This is a genomic window from Actinomadura sp. (assembly GCF_044508335.1).
GTDB lineage: Bacteria > Actinomycetota > Actinomycetes > Streptosporangiales > Streptosporangiaceae > Spirillospora.
The window spans coordinates 15,730-36,623 of the sequence record NZ_JBIQHY010000027.1 but is presented as its reverse complement, the minus strand read 5'-3'; the positions used below and the strand labels follow the sequence as shown (position 1 = coordinate 36,623).

Here is a 20,894-nt window from a genome sequence, read left to right as displayed (position 1 = left end):
GTGAAGCATGACTTCGACGTGCTCGTCGTCGGATCGGGGTTCGGCGGCAGCGTGTCGGCGCTGCGGCTGACCGAGAAGGGGTACAAGGTCGGGGTGATCGAGGCGGGCCGCCGCTTCGACACGAACCCGTCCGGTGCGCCGGGGGCGCGGTATCCGGAGCTGCCCAGGACGAACTGGCGCATCGCGCGGTATCTGTGGGCGCCCGCGCTGGGCCTGACCGGCATCCAGCGGATGCACCTCATCCGGGGCGCGAAGTCGAGCCGCGTGATGGTGCTCGCGGGCGCCGGCGTGGGCGGCGGATCGCTGAACTACGCCAACACCCTGTACGTCCCGCCGGAGCCGTTCTTCAAGGACCGGCAGTGGGCGCACATCACCGACTGGCAGGACGAGCTCGCGCCCTACTACGAGCAGGCCAAGCGGATGCTGGGCGTCGTCCAGAACCCCACGACCACCGCGGCCGACGAGGTCATGAAGAGGGTCGCCGACCGGATGGGCAAGGGCGACACCTTCGTCAGGACCCCGGTCGGCGTCTACTTCGGGCGCGGCGCCGGGATCGAGAGCGCCGACCCGTACTTCGGCGGCGCCGGCCCGCGCCGGCGCGGCTGCATGGAGTGCGGCGAATGCATGGTGGGCTGCCGCCACGGCGCGAAGAACATGCTCACCGAGAACTACCTGTACCTCGCCGAGAAGGCCGGCGCGCGGGTGATGCCGCTCAGCCGCGTCACCTCGGTCAGGCCGCTGCCGGGCGGCGGCTACGAGGTCGCGATCGTGCGGACCGGATCGTTCGGCCGCAACCGCAAGACGCTCACCGCCGAGCAGGTGGTGTTCGCGGCGGGCACCTACGGGACGCAGAAGCTGCTGCACAAGCTCAAGGCGACCGGGGCCCTGCCGCACCTGTCGGACCGCCTCGGCGCCCTCACCCGCACGAACTCCGAGGCGATCCTCGGCGGCGGGCGCGCCAACGGCAGGCCGGGCCCCGACTTCTCCGAGGGCGTCGCGATCACCTCGTCGTTCCATCCGGCGCCCGACACGCACGTGGAGCCCGTCCGCTACGGCCGCGGCTCCAACCTCCTCGCCGGGCTGCAGACCCTCCTCATCGACGGCGACCGCCCCGGGGAGAAGCACACGCCGCGCATCCTGAAGTTCGCCCGCGAGGCGGTGCGCCGCCCCCGCGACCTGATCCAGCTGTTCGACATCCGGCACTGGTCGGAGCGGACGGTGATCGCCCTGGTCATGCAGACCCGCGACAACTCGATCACGCTGCGCCCGAAGAGGGGCCTGTTCGGCTGGGACGTCCGGGCCTCCGCGGGCCACGGCGAGCCGAACCCGACCTGGATCCCGGAGGGCCACGAGGCGACGCGCCGGATCGCCGAGGAGATCGGCGGCATCCCCGGCGGGACCTGGGGCGACCTGTTCGACATCCCGATGACCGCCCACTTCCTCGGCGGCTGCGCCATCGGAGACTCCGCCGAGACCGGCGTGATCGACGCCTACCACCGCGTCTACGGGCACCCCGGCCTGCACATCGTGGACGGCTCCGCCGTCTCCGCCAACCTGGGCGTCAACCCGTCCCTGACCATCACGGCCCAGGCGGAACGCGCCATGTCGTTCTGGCCGAACCGCTCAGAGGACGATCCGCGCCCGGCCCTGGGCGCCCCCTACCGCCGCCTCAGTCCCGTCCCCCCGAAGAACCCGGCCGTCCCCGCCACGGCCCCGGCCGCCCTGAAACTCCCCATCGTCGACATCACCTGACCCCGTGTCGCCACGGATCGCGGTGGGCATGGCGGAGCCCACCGCGATGGGATCGCGGTGGGCTCGGCGCGGGTCAGGTCAGGCTCGGTAGGCGGCCCACTGGGACTGCATGCGGGCGGCTTGGCCCGGGGTGAACTCGTACATGCACGAGTCGTAGCTGTAGTCCATGAAGTTGTGGATGGGGTCGGCGCCCGGAGCCGAGCACGTGTCGCGGCCGGTCGGGCAGCCGGAGGCCGGGCTCCGCTCGGCGGGGGTGTCGGAGACGCGGTCGCCCTGGCCGCTGCAGCCGCCCTGGAAGGTGTGGTACAGGCCCATCCAGTGGCCCACTTCGTGGGTGGCCGTGTCGCCTTCGTTGTAGTTGCCCAGAGCACCGCCCGGCAGGCTCTGGTAGTGGATGACGACGCCGTCCATCGCGGGCTGGGAGCGGTAGCTGCTCGGGAACGTGGCCCAGCCGAGGAGGCTGCTGCCGAGGTCGGCGGTGTAGATGTTGAGGTCCTGCGCGTTGCCCACGTGCAGGGAGTTCTTCATCTGGCGCTCGTAGCCCTCGGGGTCGGAGAACCAGGAGGCGTTCCTCGTCCGCTTGATCTCGGACAGGGTGAACGAGATGCCGCTGTCGGCGTAGGCGTCGTTGAGGACGTCCATCTGCCGCTGCAGCGTCGAGTCGGACACGTTGCCCGCGCTGCCGTAGACGACCTGGAAGTGGACCCTGACGGTGATGGACGCGGCGGCGATGGACGCGGCGCCCCTCATGGTCTTGAGCTTGCCGACGCGGTTCTGGAAGTCCTTCTCCATCGCGGCGACCTTGGCCGCGCTCGGCTGGTTCCGTTCGGTGACGTGGGCGCCCGCGCGGACGCGGGCCTGGGCGGGCTGGTCGGCGCAGGCGGTGGACGGGGCGGCGAGGGTGGCGGGGGCGGCGGGCGCGTACGCCGTGAAGGCGGCGGCCAGGCCGAGGACGGTGGCGATTCCAGCGCGTTTCATGGAACTCCTCGGGGGTGCGGCGCGAGCGGGGGAGCGCGCGCAGGGGAGCGGAGTCATCGCTGGAACAAGGGTGGATGCGAACAATCGTCACGTCTTTGGCAAACCTGAACGAACAGGGACATGTAACGCTGAAAACGGCGCTATAGCGCGGCGGCGTAGCGTGTCACGCATGGACGTGGACGCAGCGGCGGCGCGGGTCCTGGCGGAGTTGCGCGCGCAGGGGGATCCGGCGCGGGCCGAGGGAGAGAAGCGCTATCTCAAGAGCGAGTTCGCCCATATCGGCGTCCCCGTGCCCGCGGTGCGGAAGGCCGCCGTGGCGGCGGTCAAGGCCGGGCCCGCGCGGGAGGAGCTGCTGAGGCTCGCTCAGGCCCTCTGGGACGTGTCCGACGGGGGACGTCCCGTGCACGAGGCCCGCATGGCGGCCATAGAGGTGCTCGTCAAGCGGGTCGCCCTGCTGGAGCCCCGCGACGTCGAGACGGCGGAGCGGCTCGTCCGCGACTCAGCGAGCTGGGTGTACGTCGACAACATCGCGGAGCGGATCGTCGGCGCACTGGTCGTCTGGTACCCCGACCTGGCCACGGTCCTGGACGCGTGGGTCGGCGACCCCTACATGTGGATACGGCGTACGGCCGTCCTGGCGCTGCTGCCGGGCGTCCGGACGGGCGATCCGGACCTGGAGAGGATCAGCCGTTACGGGGACGCGCTGCTGGGCGAGCGCGAGTTCTTCATCAGGAAGGCCCTGGGCTGGGTCCTCCGGGAGCTTTCCAAGAAGGACCCGGCCTGGGTGGTGCGATGGGTCGAGCCTCGCCTCGACGCCATCTCGGGGGTGACGCTGCGCGAGGCCGTCCGGCGCCTGCCCGCCGACGAAGCGGCCCGGCTGCGCAAGCGCGCCTAAGCGCGGTACGCCTTCCACACCTTGTGCATACGGGCGCCCTGGCCGGCGGTGAAGGACGTCATGCACGTGTCGTAGCTGTAGTCCATGTAGTTGTGGACGGGGTCCTCCCCAGGGGAGGGGCAGGTGTCCTTGCCGGTCGGGCAGCCGTTCGACGGGTCGCGCTCGGGCGGGGTGTCGGCCACCCGGTCGCCCTTGCCGCCGCAGCCGTCCTGGAACGTGTGGTAGAGCCCCAGCCAGTGCCCGACCTCATGGGTGGCGCTGAAGCCCTTGTTGAAGTTCTCTATCTCGCCGCCCGGCATGCTGCCGTAGTGGATGGTCACGCCGTCCATCTCGGGGTCGGCCTTGTACTTCCACGGGAAGGTCGACCAGCCGAGGAGGTCGCCGCCGATGTAGGTGCTGTACAGGTTCAGCGTGCCCTTGCCGCCCCTGTGCAGCTTGGGCTTGTACGTGCCCTCGTAGCGCTCCGGGTCCCGGAACCAGGCCGCGTTGTCGGAGCGGCTGATCCCGCGGAGGGTGAAGGAGATGCCGGTGTCGGCACCGCCGTTGCGCCCGCCGTAGGACGCGTTCATCGTGCTGATCTGGCGCTCGACCTCCGCCGCGGACACGTTGCCCTTCGCCCCGTCGTGGATCACGTGGAAGTACACCGGGACGGTGATCGGGGCCGCCGCGCGGAGGCCGGCGCCGTCCGGCCGGTCGTCCGCACCGGACCCCAGGCCGAGACCGTCCAGGATCCGGCCGAGGCGCTGCTCCACGGTCGCCGCCTGCGCCGGGGTCAGGTCGTTGCGCTCCCGGCCGTGGCCTCCCGTCCGCAGCCTCGCCTCCGGGTGCGCGCAGTCGTCCGCGGGGGCGCGCGAAGCGGGACCGGACGGCGCGGCGGGGACGAGAGCGGCGATCAGGACGGCGGCGGCGAGCAGCTTCACGGCACTCCTAGGGAGGTCGCTTGCGGACGGGAAACCATGCGGGCACGTGTTTTCGACTACAGGACGTCACCAACACGTATCAGAACGAAGTGCCCCGGCGAGCGTGATCAAGGTAAACGAATGCCGACCGTTATCGGCCAATCGCGTCATGTGACGGGCGCGGCGGGGGTGCGGCGCGTCGCCGCAGGCGGCGGCCCGTAGACTGGAGATCCCTTCCCGGCCGTGCGAAAGGCTCAGTTGGTGGCCGCAGACCAGTCCTTCGACACCGTCCTCGTCGTCGACTTCGGCGCGCAGTACGCGCAGCTGATCGCGCGGCGGGTCCGCGAGTGCCATGTGTTCAGCGAGATCGTCCCGTCCACCATGCCGGCGGCGGAGATGCTCGCGAAGCGGCCGAAGGCGATCATCCTGTCGGGCGGCCCCGCGTCGGTGTACGAGGAGGGCGCCCCGGTCGCGCCGGAGGGGCTGTTCGAGATCGGCGTCCCGACGCTCGGCATCTGCTACGGCCACCAGGTGATGGCGCAGGCCCTGGGCGGGACGGTCGAGAACTCCGACGTCGCCGAGTACGGCGGGGCGACCGTCGCCGTCACGTCCCCGGGCATGCTGTTCGCGGGGCTGCCGCACGAGCAGGCGGTGTGGATGTCCCACCGCGACTTCGTCAGCCGCGCCCCGTCCGGCTTCACCGTGACGGCCAGCACCGAGGTCACGCCGGTCGCCGGCATGGAAGACCTGGAGCGAGGCTTCTTCGGCGTCCAGTTCCACCCGGAGGTCCTGCACACCGAGCACGGCATGGAGATCCTCCGCCGGTTCCTGTACGAGGGCGCCGGGTGCCGTCCGAACTGGACGATGGTGAACATCGCGGACGAGTCGATCGAGGCCGTCCGGAAGCAGGTCGGCGGGAAGCGGGCGATCTGCGCGCTGTCCGGCGGGGTGGACTCCGCCGTCGCCGCCGCGCTCGTCCAGCAGGCCATCGGCGACCAGCTGACCTGCGTGTTCGTCGACCACGGCCTGCTGCGCAAGGGCGAGCCCGAGCAGGTCGAGAAGGACTTCGTCGCCGTCACCGGCGTGAACCTGCACGTCGTGGACGCCCAGGACCGCTTCCTCGCCGCCCTCGACGGGGTCACCGACCCCGAGCAGAAGCGCAAGATCATCGGCCGCGAGTTCATCAGGGTGTTCGAGGAGGCGGCGCGGGAGATCGTCGGCGAGGACGCGTCCGAGCCGGTCGAGTACCTCGTGCAGGGCACCCTCTACCCGGACGTCGTCGAATCGGGCGGCGGCACCGGCGCGGCCAACATCAAGTCGCACCACAACGTCGGCGGCCTCCCCGACGACCTGCAGTTCAAGCTGATCGAGCCGCTGCGGACGCTGTTCAAGGACGAGGTCCGCGCGCTGGGCGAGCAGCTCGGCCTGCCGTCCGAGATCGTCTGGCGCCAGCCGTTCCCCGGCCCCGGCCTCGGCATCCGCATCATCGGCGCCGTCACGCGCGAGCGCCTGGACGTCCTCCGCGACGCCGACGCCATCGCCCGCGAGGAGCTGACCCGCGCCGGCCTCGACCGCGACATCTGGCAGTTCCCGGTGGTCCTGCTGGCGGACGTCCGCTCCGTCGGCGTCCAGGGCGACGGCCGGACGTACGGCCACCCGATCGTCCTGCGCCCGGTGACCAGCGAGGACGCGATGACGGCCGACTGGGCGAAGCTCCCCTACGACCTCCTGCAGCGGATCTCCACCCGCATCACCAACGAGGTCCGCGAGGTCAACCGCGTCACGCTCGACATCACGTCCAAGCCCCCGGGCACCATCGAGTGGGAGTGACCCCGCCCGCCCGCGCCCGGTGGCCCGGAGATGCGAAACGCCCGGTGGGCATCCCCGTCGGGCGTTTCTCGGTGCCGGCCTCGGTGCCGGGCGTGCCGCCGTGCGCGCCCCGGTCAGACGGCGGCGGGGGACAGCGCGGCCTCGGCGTCCAGGGTCGCGGCGGCCGCGTTGACGACGGCGGCGATCCGCAGCGCCTCCTGGACGAGCTCGCGCGACAGGCCGGCCTCGCGGACGACCTTCTCGTGCGACTCCAGGCAGCGCCCGCAGCCGTTGACCGCCGACACGGCCAGGCACCACAGCTCGAAGTCGACCTTGTCGACGCCCGGCCGGCCGATGATCGACATGCGCAGCCTGGCGGGCAGCGTCGTGTACGCCTCGTCCCCGATCAGGTGGGTGGCGCGGTAGTACACGTTGTTCATCGCCATGATCGACGCGGCGCCCTTGGCCGCCTCGAACGCCTCGGCGGACAGGTGGCCGCCCGCCTCCTCGGCCAGTTCCCGGATGACGGCGGCGCTGCGCGTGGCGAGGGCGCAGGCCAGGACCGTCCCCCACAGCTGCTGCTCGGTGAGCTGGGACGTGGAGGTCAGCGAGCCGAGGTTGAGCTTGGTGTCCTTGGCGTAGCCCGGGAGGGCGCTCTTCAGCGCGTCAACGCTCATGATCATGCGTCCTTTCATGCGAACGGCCGGCCGCGCGCCGCGGCCGGCCGTGAAGGGGTTCGGTGGATCAGGCGCCGGCCAGCAGCTTGACGGCGTCGAGCGTCTCCTCGCCCTTGTTCCAGTTGCAGGGGCACAGCTCGTCGCTCTGCAGCGCGTCCAGGACCCGCAGGACCTCCTTGACGTTCCGGCCGACGGAGCCGGCGGTCACCATGGAGAACTGGATCTCGTTGCCGGGGTCGACGATGAACGTCGCGCGCTGCGCCACGCCGTCCGCGGTGAGGATGCCGAGGGCCTCGCTCAGCTCGCGCTTGAGGTCGGACATCATCGGGAACGGGATCTCGCGCAGGTCGGGGTGGTCCTTGCGCCAGGCGAAGTGGACGAACTCGTTGTCGACGGACGCGCCGAGGACCTGCGCGTCGCGGTCGGCGAACTCCTCGTTGAGGCGGCCGAACTCGGCGATCTCGGTCGGGCACACGAAGGTGAAGTCCTTGGGCCAGAAGAACACGACCCGCCACTTGCCCTCGTAGGACTTGTGGTTGATGGTCTCGAACGCGTTCTCGGGGTCCAGCGAGACACAGGCGGTGAGCTCGTACTCGGGGAACTGGTCACCGACAGTAAGCACGCGGCATGCTCCTTCGTCATGAGAGAGGGTCGCCTCCGCATGAGGAGGCCCGGTGGCCGCGGGGGCCGTCCGCCTCAGCGGCCTACCTCGCTCACGGTGCTCCTCTCCGACCGAAAAGAGAAATCGATAAATCACAAGAATGCGATAGGAAATACCGATCAATGCTCATCAAGGGGCTGTGACCTGCGGCGATGCGAGCCCGGCGATCCGCCGAACGGACGTCCAATAGACGTAAATCACACTAACTGCCCCTAAAGCGGGCATAACGCAGCGTGACAGCAAGTGTAGGGCCTCCGTCCCCCCGGGACGACCGCGCGCCACGGCGCCGCCGTCCTGCCCCGGGCCACCGCGCTGACCGAGCCGGAACGGGGCCTGCCGCGCGAATGGCCCGACCGCATCGCCGGCAGGCCCCGCTGACTCAGTGGCAGCGCTGGGAGGTGCCGACGACGGCCAGATGCATGTGGACGGACGACGACAGCCAGAACCCCCAGCACAGGTCGTTGCCGCAGCGCAGGTCGTAGAGGGCCGTCCCGAACCGCGTCTCGTCCGAGATCGCGGTGGCCTCCCGGCCCGCCTGCCCCTTGATCCGCTCCCACTGGCCGCGCAGCCATGAGACCGCGTCCTCCGGTGTGGCCGGCGCGTGCCGGATCGTCCGGGACGGCTTGCGGAGCCAGTCACGGACCACGAGCGGCGCGAGATCGCTGCCGGGGTCCCGGCGCGCCTGGTCGTCCTCGTAGGCGCCGGCGTCCATGCGGGACGCGTGGCAATGCCAATGCAGCCCTCGCCGCCGCCAGTCGTCACGGGATTCGTCCCGCCAATAGGCGTCGTAGTCGAATGGCCGGATGTTCACGAGCCCGAACCTCCCACAAGGCGGACCCCGCCCCGACGGCACGAGGCCCGCAATCCGGGTGTGCATCAGACGTCGAATTCTTAAACGACCGCGCCCACCCCGGCCCTTCCGCCCCCTGCCGCGGGATGCTCGCCGGGCGGGACGGCTGAGCCGGGGCCGCGAGGAGGCCGCCCTCGCCGGGGCGTCAGCGGGGGTGGGCGGCGGCGTGGGTTGCCAGGGCTTCGGCGGCGTCGGCGAACATGTCCGCCAGGGCGGACGGGGTGGCGGTCAGGTCGCCGTCCAGCCAGGCGATGAGGTTCTCGGTCCAGCCCGCCACCAGCATGGTCGCGGTGAAGTGCAGTTGCGGGTCGGCGGTGGGCGGGATGTCGTAGAAGGTGCGCGCGTAGTCGATGACGAGGAGCGCGTTGCGGCGGTGGGCGGCGCGCTGGCGGGCGCGCAGGACGGGGCTGGCGGGCGCCTCGATCAGCGCCGCGCGGGCCTTGCGGGGGTCGGTGGTCACCACGGCGAGGGCCTCCACGGCGGCGGCGCGGACGGTCGCGCGGAGGCCGGCGTCCGGGCCGGCGGCGGCGACGCCGCGGGCGGCGGCGTCGGTGACCTCGCCGACGATGCGGTCGTAGACCTCGGTCAGCAGCGAGTCCAGATCGGTGAAGCTCTCGTAGAAGTAGCGGGGGTTGAGGCCGGCGCGGGCGCAGACGGCGCGCAGCGACGCGGCCCGCAGGCCCTCGTTGCCGAGCAGGTCGAGCGCGGCTTCCAGGAGCGCCGCCCGGCGGCCGGCGCGGCGGCGGTCGGCGGTGACGCCGCCGTAGGTGCGGGGACTCACGCAGCCATCTTGACACAGGCGTTGCCAGATCCTACGTTTCTGGAAACGGCTGTAGCCAGATGGGGAGTCCGCCATGGCCCTGACCACCGCTCCGGACATGGGGAAGATCTTCACCCCGCTGATGCACGAGCACGACTACGTCATCGACGAGATCGACGGGGAGCTCCCGTCCGGGCTCACCGGGACGCTGTACCGGATCGGGCCGGGCAAGTGGGAGGTCGGGCGCACGCTCATGCACCACCTGTTCGACGGGGACGGGATGGTCGCGCAGTTCTCGTTCGACGGGCGGTCCGTGCGGTTCCGCAACCGGTACGTGCGGACGCCGCAGTTCCGGGACGGGATGGTCGCCGGCCGGGCGCGCAGGCCGGGAGTCGGGACGGCCCTGCCGGGCGGGTTCTGGGTCAACTTCGCCAAGTCGAAGGGCCCCGCCAACGCCGCCAACACCGGCGTGGCGGTGCACGCCGAGCGGCTGCTGGCCCTGTGGGAGGGCGGCCCGCCCTACCGGCTCGACCCCGACACCCTGGAGACCCTCGGCGTCGACGACTTCGGCGGGCGGCTCAAGGGCATGCTCAAAGCCTTCTCCGCCCACCCGAAGTGGGACCCGGTGACCGGCGAGATGTTCAACTTCGGCCAGGACTTCACGCCGTTCCCCTCCCTGAACTGCTGGAAGGTCGACCGGCAGGGCCGCATGCGCCGGCTGGCCAGGCTCCGGATGCTGGACATGCCGTGGAACCACGACGTGGCGCTGACCGCGAAGAACATGGTGTTCGTCCTGGACCCGTACATGTTCGACCTGCGGACGATGCTGAAGGGCGGCCCCATCTTCGACGCGATCCGGCACCGCCCGGAGAAGGGAACGCGGTTCGTGCTCGTGCCGCGCAACGGAGGCCCCGCGCGGATCATCGAGCACGAGACGCTCGTCCACCTCCATGTCGCCAACGCCTTCGAGGACGGCGCGGACACCGTCATCGACCTGGTGGAGTTCGACGACTACGAGGCGATCCGGCGCGACCTCAGCGACTTCCGCACGCGGTTCCCCGGGCTTCCGTCCAGCAGGCTCATGCGGTACCGGATCACGCCCTCGGGGCGCGTCCTCGCGGCGCAGCTGGCCGACCTGCCGGGAGAGTTCCCGCAGTACGACTGGCGCCGCTCCACGCGGCCGCACCGCTACACCTACATGGCCGGGCGGACGGGAACCGGCGGCCAGTACGACAGCGTCCTGAAGGTCGACAACGACACCGGCCGCACGGAAAAGCATGAAATGGCGCCGCACACCTATGTGGGCGAGCCCATCTTCGTGCCCCGGACACCCGACGCGGCCGAGGACGACGGGTGGCTGCTGGCCGTGGTGTACCTCGCCGCCGAGCACCGGTCGCAGCTCAGCGTTCTGGACGCCCGCGGCCTGGAGCACGTCGCGACGCTCCACCTGAAGCACCATCTCCCGTTCGGTTTCCACGGCACGTTCACGAGCCGCGTCGCCGACCCGGGCGCGCCCATCCCGCATCCCGACCGGCTGCCCCTGCGGTGAACCGACGGTGTGGCGAATCGCCCGCTGTGGTGAATCACACCGTCGCCTGACCTGGGGTGCATCACTATCCGTGATGATCGAGCGGTAACGTTCCAATGAGATGGCGATCAGCAGACCGACGGTGGCTCAGCTGCGAGCGTTCCTGGCGCTCGCCGAGCATCTGCATTTCCGCGACGCCGCCGCCGCGCTGCGCATGAGCCAGCCGGCCCTGTCCGGGGCCGTGGCCGCGCTGGAGGAGACCCTCGGCACGCGCCTCGTCGAGCGGACGACCCGGAAGGTGCTGCTGACCCCCGCCGGGGAGCAGGTCGCACGGCGGGCGGAGGTCGTCCTCGCGGAACTCGACCGCCTGGTGGACGAGGTCAAGGCCGTCCAAGGCACCCTGGTGGGGCCGCTGAGGGTCGGTGTGATCCCGACCGTCGCGCCCTATCTGCTGCCCATCATCCTGCCGAGGCTCGCGAAGGAGTTCCCCGACCTGAAGCTGTCGGTGCACGAGGAGCAGACGGACCACCTCGTCGCGGAACTGCTCGCCGGGCGCCTGGACGCGGTGCTTCTGGCGCTGCCCGTGCCGCAGGCCGGCGTCATGGAGATCGCCCTGTACGACGAGGACTTCGTGCTCGTCGCGCCGCCCGGATTCGAGTTGGGGGACGAGGAGATCCCCCGCGAGGTCCTGAACGACCTCGACGTCCTCCTCCTCAACCAGGGCCACTGCCTGCGCGACCAGGCCCTGGACTTCTGCCGGGACGTGGGCGCGCGGGCCGCCGCCGCGACCTACGCGACGAGCCTGGCCACGCTGGTGCAGCTGGTGTCGGGCGGGCTCGGCGTGACGCTCGTGCCGGAGACCGCGCTGCCGGTGGAGACGGGCCGCGCCCCGAACCTCGAACTGCACCGGTTCGCGCCGCCCGCGCCGTTCCGCAGGATCGGGCTCGGTTTCCGGGCGACGTCACCGCGCGCGGACGAGTTCGAGGCGCTCGCCGAGAGCGTCCGGACCGCCGTCGCCGACTCGGGCGTCGCGCCCGGCATCCGCCCGGCGCGACCGTAAGCGGCCGGTAAATCGAGGCCAGATGAGGTCAAGTCTGCGTCAGGGCACGGCTTGGCAATGGCGATGCGCGTTCATGCGGTAGCCCGGCGTCACCATGCTCGGTGGGGCGAGGAGGAGGCCCCATGCCGAAGCTCAGCGTCGTCGTGCCGTTCCACAACACCGAGGAGTACTTCCGGGAGTGCCTGGAGTCGCTCGCCGGTCAGACGCTGCGCGACCTTGAGGTGATCTTGGTGGACGACGGGTCCGCCGACGGCAGCGCCGTGATCGCCAAGGAGGTGTGCGCCCGCGACCAGCGGTTCCGGCTGTTCGCGCGCGACCAGGAGGGGCCGGGGCCCGCGCGCAACGCGGGGGTGCGGCAGGCGAGGGGCGAGTACCTGGCCTTCGCCGATGCCGACGACGTGGTGGAACGGAACGCCTACGCGCGGCTCGTCGGCTCGCTGGAGCGGACGGGGTCCGACTTCGCCTCCGGCAACGTCGAGCGCATGGACGACGACCGGAAATGGCAGTCGCCGCTGCACGAGGGCGTCTTCACAGAGCCGTGTTCACGGACCCACGTGTCGTCCAAGCCGGTGCTCATGCGCGACCGCACCCCCTGGAACAAGGTCTACCGGCGCGGGTTCTGGGACAGGGCCGGTCTGGAATTCCCCACCGGCTTCTACGAGGACCCGCCCGTCACGGCGCGCGCGCACGCCATGGCCCGGTCCGTGGACGTCCTGAGCGAGACCGTCTACTACTGGCGCAAGCGGCCCGGCTCCATCACCGAGGACCGCTACGACTGGGACAACATCAGCCAGCGCATGGCGTCCGCCCGCGCGCTCAGGGACGGCTTGGCCGACTACGCGCCCGACCTGCTGAACGCCTACGACGAGTACGCGCTCCTCCCGATCGAGCTGCGCGTCCTCTTCGAGGCCCTGCCGAGGACGCAGGACGACCGCCGCGAGGAGCTCGTCGCGCTGGGCGCCGCGCTGGCCCGGCGGATCAGCCCGCGCGTGGTGAAGCGGCAGCCCGCGATGACGCGGCTGCAGCTGCACCTGCTCTGCCGGCGGATGCTGCCGGAGCTGCTGGAGGTGCTGCGGTTCGTCCAGCTGCGCAAGGCGGCGGACGCGCCCCGGGTCCGGCGCGGCTTGCGGCACCGCTGGTACGCGGAGTTCCCGTTCTTCGAGGACGAGGAGCGGGCCGTCCCCGCGCACGTGTACGACGTGACCGACGAGCTGAAGCCGGTCGCCGCCGTCGACCGCGCCACCTGGGCGGACGGGCGGCTCCGCATCGAGGGGCACGCCTACATCCGGCACCTGGACTCCTCCACCGAGGACGGCTCCCGCATCCGGGTGTGGCTGCTCGCGTCGAACAAGCGCGGGCTGGTGCGCGTCCCGGTCGAGCGGGTCCGCAGGCCGGACGTGACCGCCCGGTCGCGCCAGTCGGCGGTCTCCTACGACTGGTCCGGGTTCGTCGCGGAGATCGACCCGGGGGCGCTGAAGATGTTCGGGCGCTGGCGGGACGTCGACTGGATCCCCTGCGTGGAGGTCGCCAACCGGGGGCTGCGGCGGCGCGCCACGTTCGGGAACCCGCGCCTCACCGGCCGCCAGTGGCCGGACGACCGGGAGTGCGCGCCGGGCGTCCACGTGCAGGGCGTCGCCGCCCGGAGCCGGTTCGTGATCCAGGTGCGGCGGACGCCGGCCGCGGTCGTCGGCTGCCATCTGGAGCGCGGCGAGCTGTGCCTGGACGGCTGGAGCCGCGCCCCGCTCGGCGACGAGCCGCGCGTCACCGCCGCGCCGAAGGCGGGCCGCGCCACGGTGACCGGCCCGGTCGAACCGGTCGGCGGCGAAGGGTTCCGGGCCAGGCTGCCCGTCGCCGGGCTGGCCCGGCGGCTGGGCGACTGGGAGATCAGCCTCCCGGGCGGCGTCCGGCCCTACCTGGACGCGGACGCCGCCGGAGCCGCGTTCCCCGTCCCCGGCGGGGAGCTGGAGATCGCCAGGACGCGGCGGAGCACGCTGCGCATCGTCGTGCGCGGGTGCGCCCTCATCGTCGAAGAGGTCTCCTGGTCGTCCGGCGGGGCCCTGCATCTGGCGGGCACGTACACCGAACGCGCGGGACGGCCCGACTCCCTCTTCCTGCGGCGGCGCCGGTCGTCCGAGGAGCACGTCGTCGGGCTGCTCTGGGAGGGCGACCGTTTCACCGCGAGGTTCTCTCCCGCGCGCATGCCGGTGCTCGGGCTGTCCCGCCCCCTGGTGGCCGGCCGGTGGGACGTCCTCACCACCATCAACGGCAAAGAGCAGCCGGTCGTCCTTAGGCGCCGCACCCTGCGCGACCTGCCCGAGCCGTTCGAGGCGGGCCTGCACCGCATCACCGTCCGGGCGCAGAAGACCGACCAGCTGATCCTGCGGGTCGAGACCGCCCTGGACGACGACGAGCGCGGAGCCTACGCGCAGAGCCGGATCCGGTCGGGCCACTACCGGCGCCACCTCAACCTGCCCGTGCGCGACCTCGCCGTGTTCGACGCGTACCGGGGGCGCCAGTACTCGTGCAACCCGCGCGGCATCTACGACGAGCTCCGGCGGCGTGGAACCGACATCGAGTGCGTGTGGGTCACCGAGAACGGCCAGTTCGGCAGGCCGGCGGGCGCCCGCACCGTCCTGGCCGGCACGCGCGAGCACTACGAGGCGCTCGCCCGCGCGCGCTTCGTCTTCGGCAACTGGTCGCAGCGGGACTGGTTCACCAAGCGCGACGAGCAGACCTACGTGCAGTGCTGGCACGGGACGCCCCTGAAGAAGCTGGGGTACGACGTCAAGCAGATGCCCTACAAGCGCACCGAGGGCGTCGACTGGATGGAGTACGACGTCCCGCGGTGGGACCTGCTCCTGGCGCAGAACGCGTTCTCCGTGCCGCTGTTCCGGCGGGCGTTCGCCTACGACGGGGACGTGTTCGAAAGCGGCTATCCCCGCAACGACATCCTGAACAGCCCGCACAAGGACGAGATCGCCGCGGCGGTCCGGCGGCGCCTCGGCATCCCCGCGGGCAAGCGCGTCGTCCTGTACGCGCCGACCTGGCGGGACGACTTCCACCACGCCATCGGCAAGCGCGCGTTCCGCCTCGAACTCGACATCGACCGGTTCAGGGCGGCGCTGGGCCGCGACCACGTCCTGCTCCTGCGCACGCACTACCTCGTCACCGACCGGCCGAAGCTGCGGCCGGGCGACTGCGTGATGGACGTGTCCGTCTACCCCGACATCTCCGAGCTCTTCCTGATCAGCGACGTGCTGGTCACGGACTACTCCTCGGCCATGTTCGACTTCGCCGTCACGGGCCGCCCGATGGTGTTCTTCACCTACGACCTGGAGCGCTACCGCGACCACGTGCGCGGCTTCTACTTCGACTTCGACGCGGAGGCGCCCGGACCGCTGCTGAGCACGTCCCGGGAGGTCGTCGAGGCGCTGCGCGACCCGGCCGCGCTGGAGGCCGGGTACCGGGAGGCCCGCGCCGCCTTCGCCGCCCGGTACTGCCCGCACGACGACGGCCGCGCCGCCGCCCGCGTCCTCGACCGGGTCCTGCGATCCGGCCATTGACCCCGCCGCACGGAACCGGCCGTGCGGCCACCCCCGCAACCCGCTCCCGCAAACCCCGCTCACCCCACACGGAGTCGCTCGTGTCCCCGCAGATCAGCATCGTCGTCCCGTTCCGCAGCACCGGCGGCCGCCTCGCCGAGTGCCTGGAGTCGCTCGCAGGGCAGACCTTGCGCGATGTCGAGGTGCTCATGGTGGACGACGGCGCCGGCGCCGGCGAGGCGCTGGTCGCCAAGGAGTTCGCCGGGCACGACGACCGCTTCGCGCTGCTCCAGCCCGGCCCCGACGTCGCGGCGGCCGACGCCGGCGTGGAGCAGGCCAAGGGCAGGTACCTCGCCTTCGCGGACGGGGAGGACGCGCTGCCGCCCTACGCCTGTGAACTGCTGGTCGGCACCCTCGACTCGACGGGATCGGACCTCGCCGGCGGAAACGTCATGTGCCTGGACGAGGAGCAGGTGTGGCAGTCCCCGCTCCACAGCGAGCCCTACGCGAAGACGATGAAGCTGACGCACGTGACCCGCCACCCGGCGCTCCTGCAAGACCGGACGCTGTGGAACAAGGTGTACCGGCGGTCGTTCTGGGACGCGCACAGCTTCGAGCTCGGCACGGACCAGGACGCCCTGGTCGCCGTCCAGACCCAGCTGCTGGCCACCGCCGTGGACGTCCTCGACACGACCGTCTACTTCTGGCGCGACCGCCCCGGGACGGCACCCCGGCTCCGCCCTGACCCGGCGCACGTCACCGAACGGATGGCGACGCTCGCGAAGGTCCGGAACTTTGTCCACGACCACGCGCCCGAGCTTCTGGCCGTCCACGACATGTACGCGCTCGACCTGGACGTGCGCGAGCTGATGCTCGCCCTGCCCGCCGCCACGTGGGAGGAGCGCGAGCGCCTGGTCGAGCTGGGTGCCGAGGTCGTCGCCGACGCGGACCGCTCAGCCGCCCACGGGCTGGACGCGATCCGGCGCCTGGCCCTGCACCTGCTGGGCGAGCGCATGCTGCCCGAGCTGCTCGAAGTGCTCAAGTTCGAGGAGGGCGGCCTCCAGGACGTCCCGATCGTGCCCAGGGGCCGCCTGCGCCCGCGCTGGTACGCCCGCTACCCCTTCTTCGACGACGCCGAACGCGCCATCCCCCTGGACGTCTACGACGTCACCGACGAGATCGGCCTGTGGGCGGACGTCGACCGCGTCGAATGGGACGTCGACACCCTCATCGTCGAGGGGCACGCCCACTTCGACAGGTTCGACGTGTCCGCGGCGGCCGACTCCCGTATACGCGTCTGGATGCGGGACGTGAAGACCGGCAGGGAGGTGCGGCTGCCCGTGGAACGGACCCGCTGCCCGGAGGTCACGGCACGGTCCGGCCAGTCGAACGTCTCCTACGACTGGTCCGGGTTCACCGTGAGGGTGGAGCCCGAGTACCTGCTGGACGGCGACGAATGGCGGACGGCCACCTACGAGCTGCTGGCCGAGGTGTCCACGGCGGGGCGCAGGGCGGTGCAGCGGCTGACCGCGACCGCCCCTGCCGTGCGCTGGACGGCGGCGCGGCAGGTGGACGAGCACGTCGCCGTCCAGCCGGCCGCGGGCGACGACGACGTGTTCGCCGTGCACGTCAAGCGGGCCAAGGCCGTCCTCACCCGGATCCGCCGCGACGGGGACGTGCTCGAACTGACCGGCTGGACGCGCCGCGCCCTCGGCGCCGGCGCCGCCATGGTCGCGGCCCGCCGGCACGGGGGAGAGGAGATCCGCGGCGAGGTGACGCTGCGCCAGTCGGCCGTCCTGCGCATGGCGGAGGGCACCGGGTTCGACTTCACGGCGCGGCTCCCGCTGGAGTTCCTCACCTCCGTCCGGGACGGCCCCGCCCCTCACCAGCCGCACCTGCGGGACGCCATCGACTGGGACCTCCGGCTGACCGGCGAGGGCGGCCCGCTGCGGCTCACCGTCGCGAGCAACGTCAGGCCCGTCCGGCTCGCCCTCCCCGGGCGGGGCCGCGAGCTGGCGCTCACGCGGACGGCGTTCGGCAACCTGCGCGCCGTCGAGCGCACCGCCCGCCCCGTCGTCCGGGCCGCCGGGTGGGACGCCGCCGGGCTCCTCACCCTCACCGGCGACTTCGCGGACCCCGAGGACCGGCCCGACCGCCTCATCCTGCGGCGGCGCCGGTCCGGCGACGAGCACCACGTCCCCGCCGCCTGGGAGCAGAACCGGTTCACCGCCGCCTTCACGCCCGCGGCCATGGCCGTGTTCGGCACCGACCTCCCGTTGCGCAGCGGGACCTGGGACGTGCTGGCCCGCACGCGTTCCGGCGAGGTGGCGGTCGTCGTCGAGCGGGAGGCGATCCCCGCCCTGCCCGCCCGGCGCCGCGTCGGCACCCACGAGTTCGAGCTCGGCGTGCACCAGACCGACGCGCTGACGCTGCACAGCCGTCCCGCCCTGGGCGACGACGAGCGCGGCGGCCACGCGCAACTCCTGCTCCAGCAGCGCGACTACCCCGTCTACCTGCGAAGCCCGCTGACGGACCTCGTCGTTTTCGACAGCTACGACGGGACCCAGTACAGCTGCAGCCCCAGGGCCGTCTACGAGGAACTCGCCCGGCGCAATCCCGACCTCGAATGCGTGTGGATCGCCCAGGACGGCCAGTTCTCCATCGACTTCACGACGGACGTGAAGACCAGGACCGTCCTGGCCGGAAGCCGCGAGCACTACCGCGTCCTCGCGCGCGCACGGTACATCGTCACCAACCACGGGCTCCCGCCCTGGTACTTCAAGCGCGACGGCCAGACCTACGTCCAGACCTGGCACGGCACCCCGCTCAAGCGCCTCGCCCACGACCTGCGGGACGTGCCCTACCAGCGCACCGCGAGGCACGACTGGATGGAGTGGGAGGTGCCGCGCTGGGACCTGCTGGTGTCCCCGAGCCCCTACGCCACCCAGATCATGCGCCGCGCGTTCCGCTACGACGGGGAGATCCTGGAGACCGGATATCCGCGCAACGACATCCTCAGCACCCCCGAATGGGAGAGCGTCGGGACCCGCGTACGCAAGCGCCTGGGAATCCCCGACGGCAAGAAGGCCGTCCTCTACGCGCCGACATGGCGGGACGACCGGCGCCACGGACCCGGTAGGCAGGGCTTCTCACTGGAGCTGGACGTGGAGACCGTGCGGCAGACTCTGGGCGACGACCACGTCCTGCTCCTGCGCACACATCACCTCGTCACCGACAAGGACCGTCCGGCGGCGGACGGCTTCGTCATCGACGTGTCCCGCTACCCCGACATCGCCGAGCTCTACATGGCGGCCGACGTGCTCGTCACGGACTACTCGTCCGCCATGTTCGACTACGCCATCCTGGGCCGCCCGATGGTGTTCTTCACCTACGACCTGGAGCGCTACCGCGACCATGTGCGCGGCTTGTACTTCGACCTGGTGGCGGAGGCGCCCGGACCGGTCGTGAGGACGTCCGCGGAACTCGCCAAAGCCGTCAAGGCCGCACCCGACAGCGAGGAGCGGTACGCCGACGCCTACGACCGGTTCTTCGTGAAGTACTGCCCGTACGACGACGGCCACGCCGCGGCCCGCGTCGTCGACCGCGTCTTCACCTGACGTGCCGGCCTCACCCGACGTGTCAGCCGGGGCGGCGCGCCCGCGCGAACAGCCACACCCCCGGCCGCCCGCACACCACCGGCAGGCGGCGCTCCAGCGCGGCCGACAGCCGCAGCGCCTCGTCGGCGAGCGGATGCAGCGGCGCCAGGTCCTCGCGGCGCGCCGTCCGGTGCCTGAGCAGGCGCAGCAGCGGACGGAGCAGCACGCCCCGGCTCCACACCGCCTCCAGCACCAGCCCCGCGCCCTCGACCAGCTCGGCGAGCGCGCGGCGGGAGTAGCGGCGGACCCGGCCGAGCGCCACGTCGCGCGCCGACCACAGCGCCATGTCGCACGGCACGGACAGCAGCGCGATCCCGCCCGGCCGCAGCACCCGCGCGATCTCCGCCGCGGCCCGCGCGTCGTCCTCGATGTGCTCCAGGACGTCCAGCGCGAGCGCCAGGTCGTACTCGCACGGCGGCAGCGGCAGGTAGCGGGCGTCGCCCTGGTACGCCTCGACGCCGCGGGCGCGGGCCAGCGCCACGGCGTCCGGGCTCAGGTCGATGCCGGTCGCGCGCCAGCCGTGCTCGGCCAGCACCCGGCAGTGCGCGCCGGACGCCGCGCCGATGTCGACGGCCGCGCCGGGCGTGCTGAACCGCAGCAGCTCGGCGGACAGGATCTCCCGCCGCTCGCGGTACCACCAGTTGTCGTCCTCGATCCGGGCGATCCGCTGAAGCTCGATGGCGTCCACGGGACAAGCCGACGGCATCGGCGGCGGCCCGTGCCACCGTCGCCGCCGTCCGCGGCCGATCGTTGACCCCGGTTTGACCCGCCGCTGTGCCCGGCCGGTCCGCCCGCGGCGGGCGTCAGCGCTTGCGGCGCCGCCGCCGGACGAGGAACCGGATCGCCAGCAGCAGCGCGACCAGCCCGCCCGCCGCCGGGAGCGCCCGCTTGGCGACCGACGGCCCCGCGACCTCCAGCAGGTCGATCGCGTCGTCCTCGTCGGCCACGTGCAGCCGCCGGGCGGGACGCTCCGGCGCGGACGCCGGCACGGCCGCCTCCGCCCTGGCCGCGGCCTCGTCCGTCGCCTTCACCGGGCCCGGCTTGTCGGCCGGCTCCCCGGGCTCCTCGGCCGCCGCCCCGGTGCCGGCCTCCGCCTCCGGCCGCGCGGCCTCCGCGGGGCTCTCGGCGGGCGCCGCGGGCGCGGCCGTCACGCCGGACGACTCCAGCTCGGCCGCCAGCGCCTTCGCGAACCGTGAAATGATCTTCGAGCCGACCTCGGACAGGATGTTGCGGCCGAACTGCGCGGGCCGCCCGGTCACGTTCAGCTTGGTGTGCACGGTCACCCGCGTCGTGCCGTCGTCCCGCGGGTGCAGCCGCGCCTGGACGGTCGCCGCCGCCGTGCCGGAGCCGCGGGCCTCCTTCGCCGACGCCTCCATCGTCACCACCCGGGCCGACTCGTCCGCCGAGACGATCCGCGCGGTCCCCCGGTAGGTGATGGTCATCGCGCCGACCTTCACCTTCATCCGGCCCGAATACTCCTCGCCGTCGACCGAATCGAGGGTCGCGCCCGGCATGCAGGCCGCGACCCGCTCCACGTCGAGCAGCACCGACCAGGCCTGATCCACCGGTACGGGGACGGTGAAATCGTGGTCGAGCTCCATGATCAATGTCCTTATCGTCCGGAGAACTTGTCCGCGACCTTACGGCGGCGCCCCGTCCCGTCGCCAGTCGGGTCCGCCGACAGGCGATCCGTTACCCGGGGCCGCGAGGATCATGCGGCCGGGCCCCGCGGGACCCGGCCGCACGATCGTGCCGGTCAACCGTGCCGGTCAATCGTGCCGGTCAACCGTGCCGGTCAGCCGTGCCGGTCAACCGTGCCGGTCAGCC

At 72.1% G+C, this 20,894-nt stretch carries 15 protein-coding genes; 7 read left to right on the top strand and 8 right to left on the bottom strand.

The annotated features are described in order from the left end of the window. Positions 1–1,752 (top strand): FAD-dependent oxidoreductase, encoded by a 1,752-nt coding sequence (locus ACIWVC_RS12820; protein ID WP_396446685.1) that lies wholly within the window; start codon positions 1–3, stop codon positions 1,750–1,752. A gap of 78 nt (positions 1,753–1,830) precedes the next feature. Here ACIWVC_RS12820 and ACIWVC_RS12815 read toward each other — a convergent pair whose 3' ends face one another. Beyond that, positions 1,831–2,730, bottom strand: a complete 900-nt coding sequence (locus ACIWVC_RS12815; RefSeq protein ID WP_396446684.1) for a zinc metalloprotease — start codon at positions 2,728–2,730, stop codon at positions 1,831–1,833. A 169-nt stretch (positions 2,731–2,899) separates the two neighbouring features. On the opposite strand from ACIWVC_RS12815, the gene ACIWVC_RS12810 reads away from it, so the two are divergent. Further along, positions 2,900–3,625, top strand: coding sequence for a DNA alkylation repair protein (locus ACIWVC_RS12810; RefSeq protein WP_396446683.1), 726 nt, complete (start codon positions 2,900–2,902; stop codon positions 3,623–3,625). Here the strand turns inward: ACIWVC_RS12810 and ACIWVC_RS12805 are convergent. Then, positions 3,622–4,545 (bottom strand): zinc metalloprotease, encoded by a 924-nt coding sequence (locus ACIWVC_RS12805; protein ID WP_396446682.1) that lies wholly within the window; start codon positions 4,543–4,545, stop codon positions 3,622–3,624. The two genes, ACIWVC_RS12810 and ACIWVC_RS12805, sit on opposite strands and share 4 nt — an antisense overlap. A gap of 240 nt (positions 4,546–4,785) precedes the next feature. Here ACIWVC_RS12805 and guaA point away from each other — a divergent pair, with 240 nt between their 5' ends. Next, positions 4,786–6,354: a glutamine-hydrolyzing GMP synthase gene (gene guaA / locus ACIWVC_RS12800; protein ID WP_396446681.1), complete on the top strand. Its 1,569-nt coding sequence runs from the start codon at positions 4,786–4,788 to the stop codon at positions 6,352–6,354. 113 nt (positions 6,355–6,467) lie between these two features. Here the strand turns inward: guaA and ACIWVC_RS12795 are convergent, their stop codons facing one another. From ACIWVC_RS12795 to ACIWVC_RS12780, 4 genes are all read right to left on the bottom strand, one after another. Then, positions 6,468–7,010: a carboxymuconolactone decarboxylase family protein gene (locus ACIWVC_RS12795; RefSeq protein WP_396446680.1), complete on the bottom strand. Its 543-nt coding sequence runs from the start codon at positions 7,008–7,010 to the stop codon at positions 6,468–6,470. Positions 7,011–7,077: 67 nt separating this feature from the next. Further along, complete coding sequence (locus tag ACIWVC_RS12790) at positions 7,078–7,632, bottom strand: peroxiredoxin (protein ID WP_396446679.1); 555 nt, start codon at positions 7,630–7,632, stop codon at positions 7,078–7,080. 418 nt (positions 7,633–8,050) lie between these two features. Further along, on the bottom strand, positions 8,051–8,482 hold the full coding sequence (locus tag ACIWVC_RS12785; protein ID WP_396446678.1) for a hypothetical protein: 432 nt from the start codon (positions 8,480–8,482) through the stop codon (positions 8,051–8,053). Positions 8,483–8,666: 184 nt separating this feature from the next. After that, positions 8,667–9,302, bottom strand: coding sequence for a TetR/AcrR family transcriptional regulator (locus ACIWVC_RS12780; RefSeq protein ID WP_396446677.1), 636 nt, complete (start codon positions 9,300–9,302; stop codon positions 8,667–8,669). Positions 9,303–9,375: 73 nt separating this feature from the next. Here ACIWVC_RS12780 and ACIWVC_RS12775 point away from each other — a divergent pair, with 73 nt between their 5' ends. The 4 genes from ACIWVC_RS12775 (at position 9,376) to ACIWVC_RS12760 (ending at position 19,028) form a co-directional block, all read left to right on the top strand. Further along, positions 9,376–10,830: a carotenoid oxygenase family protein gene (locus ACIWVC_RS12775; RefSeq protein ID WP_396446676.1), complete on the top strand. Its 1,455-nt coding sequence runs from the start codon at positions 9,376–9,378 to the stop codon at positions 10,828–10,830. 100 nt (positions 10,831–10,930) lie between these two features. Further along, entirely contained in the window at positions 10,931–11,869 is a 939-nt protein-coding gene (locus ACIWVC_RS12770) for a LysR substrate-binding domain-containing protein (protein WP_396446675.1), read from the top strand. Between the two features lie 122 nt (positions 11,870–11,991). Further along, a complete protein-coding gene (locus tag ACIWVC_RS12765; protein WP_396446674.1) occupies positions 11,992–15,432 on the top strand; it encodes a CDP-glycerol glycerophosphotransferase family protein in 3,441 nt (1,146 codons plus the stop codon). Positions 15,433–15,512: 80 nt separating this feature from the next. After that, positions 15,513–19,028: a CDP-glycerol glycerophosphotransferase family protein gene (locus ACIWVC_RS12760; protein WP_396446673.1), complete on the top strand. Its 3,516-nt coding sequence runs from the start codon at positions 15,513–15,515 to the stop codon at positions 19,026–19,028. A gap of 22 nt (positions 19,029–19,050) precedes the next feature. Here ACIWVC_RS12760 and ACIWVC_RS12755 read toward each other — a convergent pair whose 3' ends face one another. Next, entirely contained in the window at positions 19,051–19,755 is a 705-nt protein-coding gene (locus ACIWVC_RS12755; protein WP_396446672.1) for a class I SAM-dependent methyltransferase, read from the bottom strand. 115 nt (positions 19,756–19,870) lie between these two features. Next, entirely contained in the window at positions 19,871–20,668 is a 798-nt protein-coding gene (locus tag ACIWVC_RS12750) for an SRPBCC family protein (protein ID WP_396446671.1), read from the bottom strand. Positions 20,669–20,894 lie beyond the last annotated feature (226 nt).

Coding starts and splice junctions, on each gene's coding strand:
- ACIWVC_RS12815 (WP_396446684.1), bottom strand. CDS start 2,730: ATGAAACGCGCTGGAATCGCCACCGTCCTCGGCCTGGCCGCCGCCTTC.
- ACIWVC_RS12810 (WP_396446683.1), top strand. CDS start 2,900: ATGGACGTGGACGCAGCGGCGGCGCGGGTCCTGGCGGAGTTGCGCGCG.
- ACIWVC_RS12795 (WP_396446680.1), bottom strand. CDS start 7,010: ATGAGCGTTGACGCGCTGAAGAGCGCCCTCCCGGGCTACGCCAAGGAC.
- ACIWVC_RS12775 (WP_396446676.1), top strand. CDS start 9,376: ATGGCCCTGACCACCGCTCCGGACATGGGGAAGATCTTCACCCCGCTG.
- ACIWVC_RS12770 (WP_396446675.1), top strand. CDS start 10,931: ATGGCGATCAGCAGACCGACGGTGGCTCAGCTGCGAGCGTTCCTGGCG.
- ACIWVC_RS12765 (WP_396446674.1), top strand. CDS start 11,992: ATGCCGAAGCTCAGCGTCGTCGTGCCGTTCCACAACACCGAGGAGTAC.
- ACIWVC_RS12750 (WP_396446671.1), bottom strand. CDS start 20,668: ATGGAGCTCGACCACGATTTCACCGTCCCCGTACCGGTGGATCAGGCC.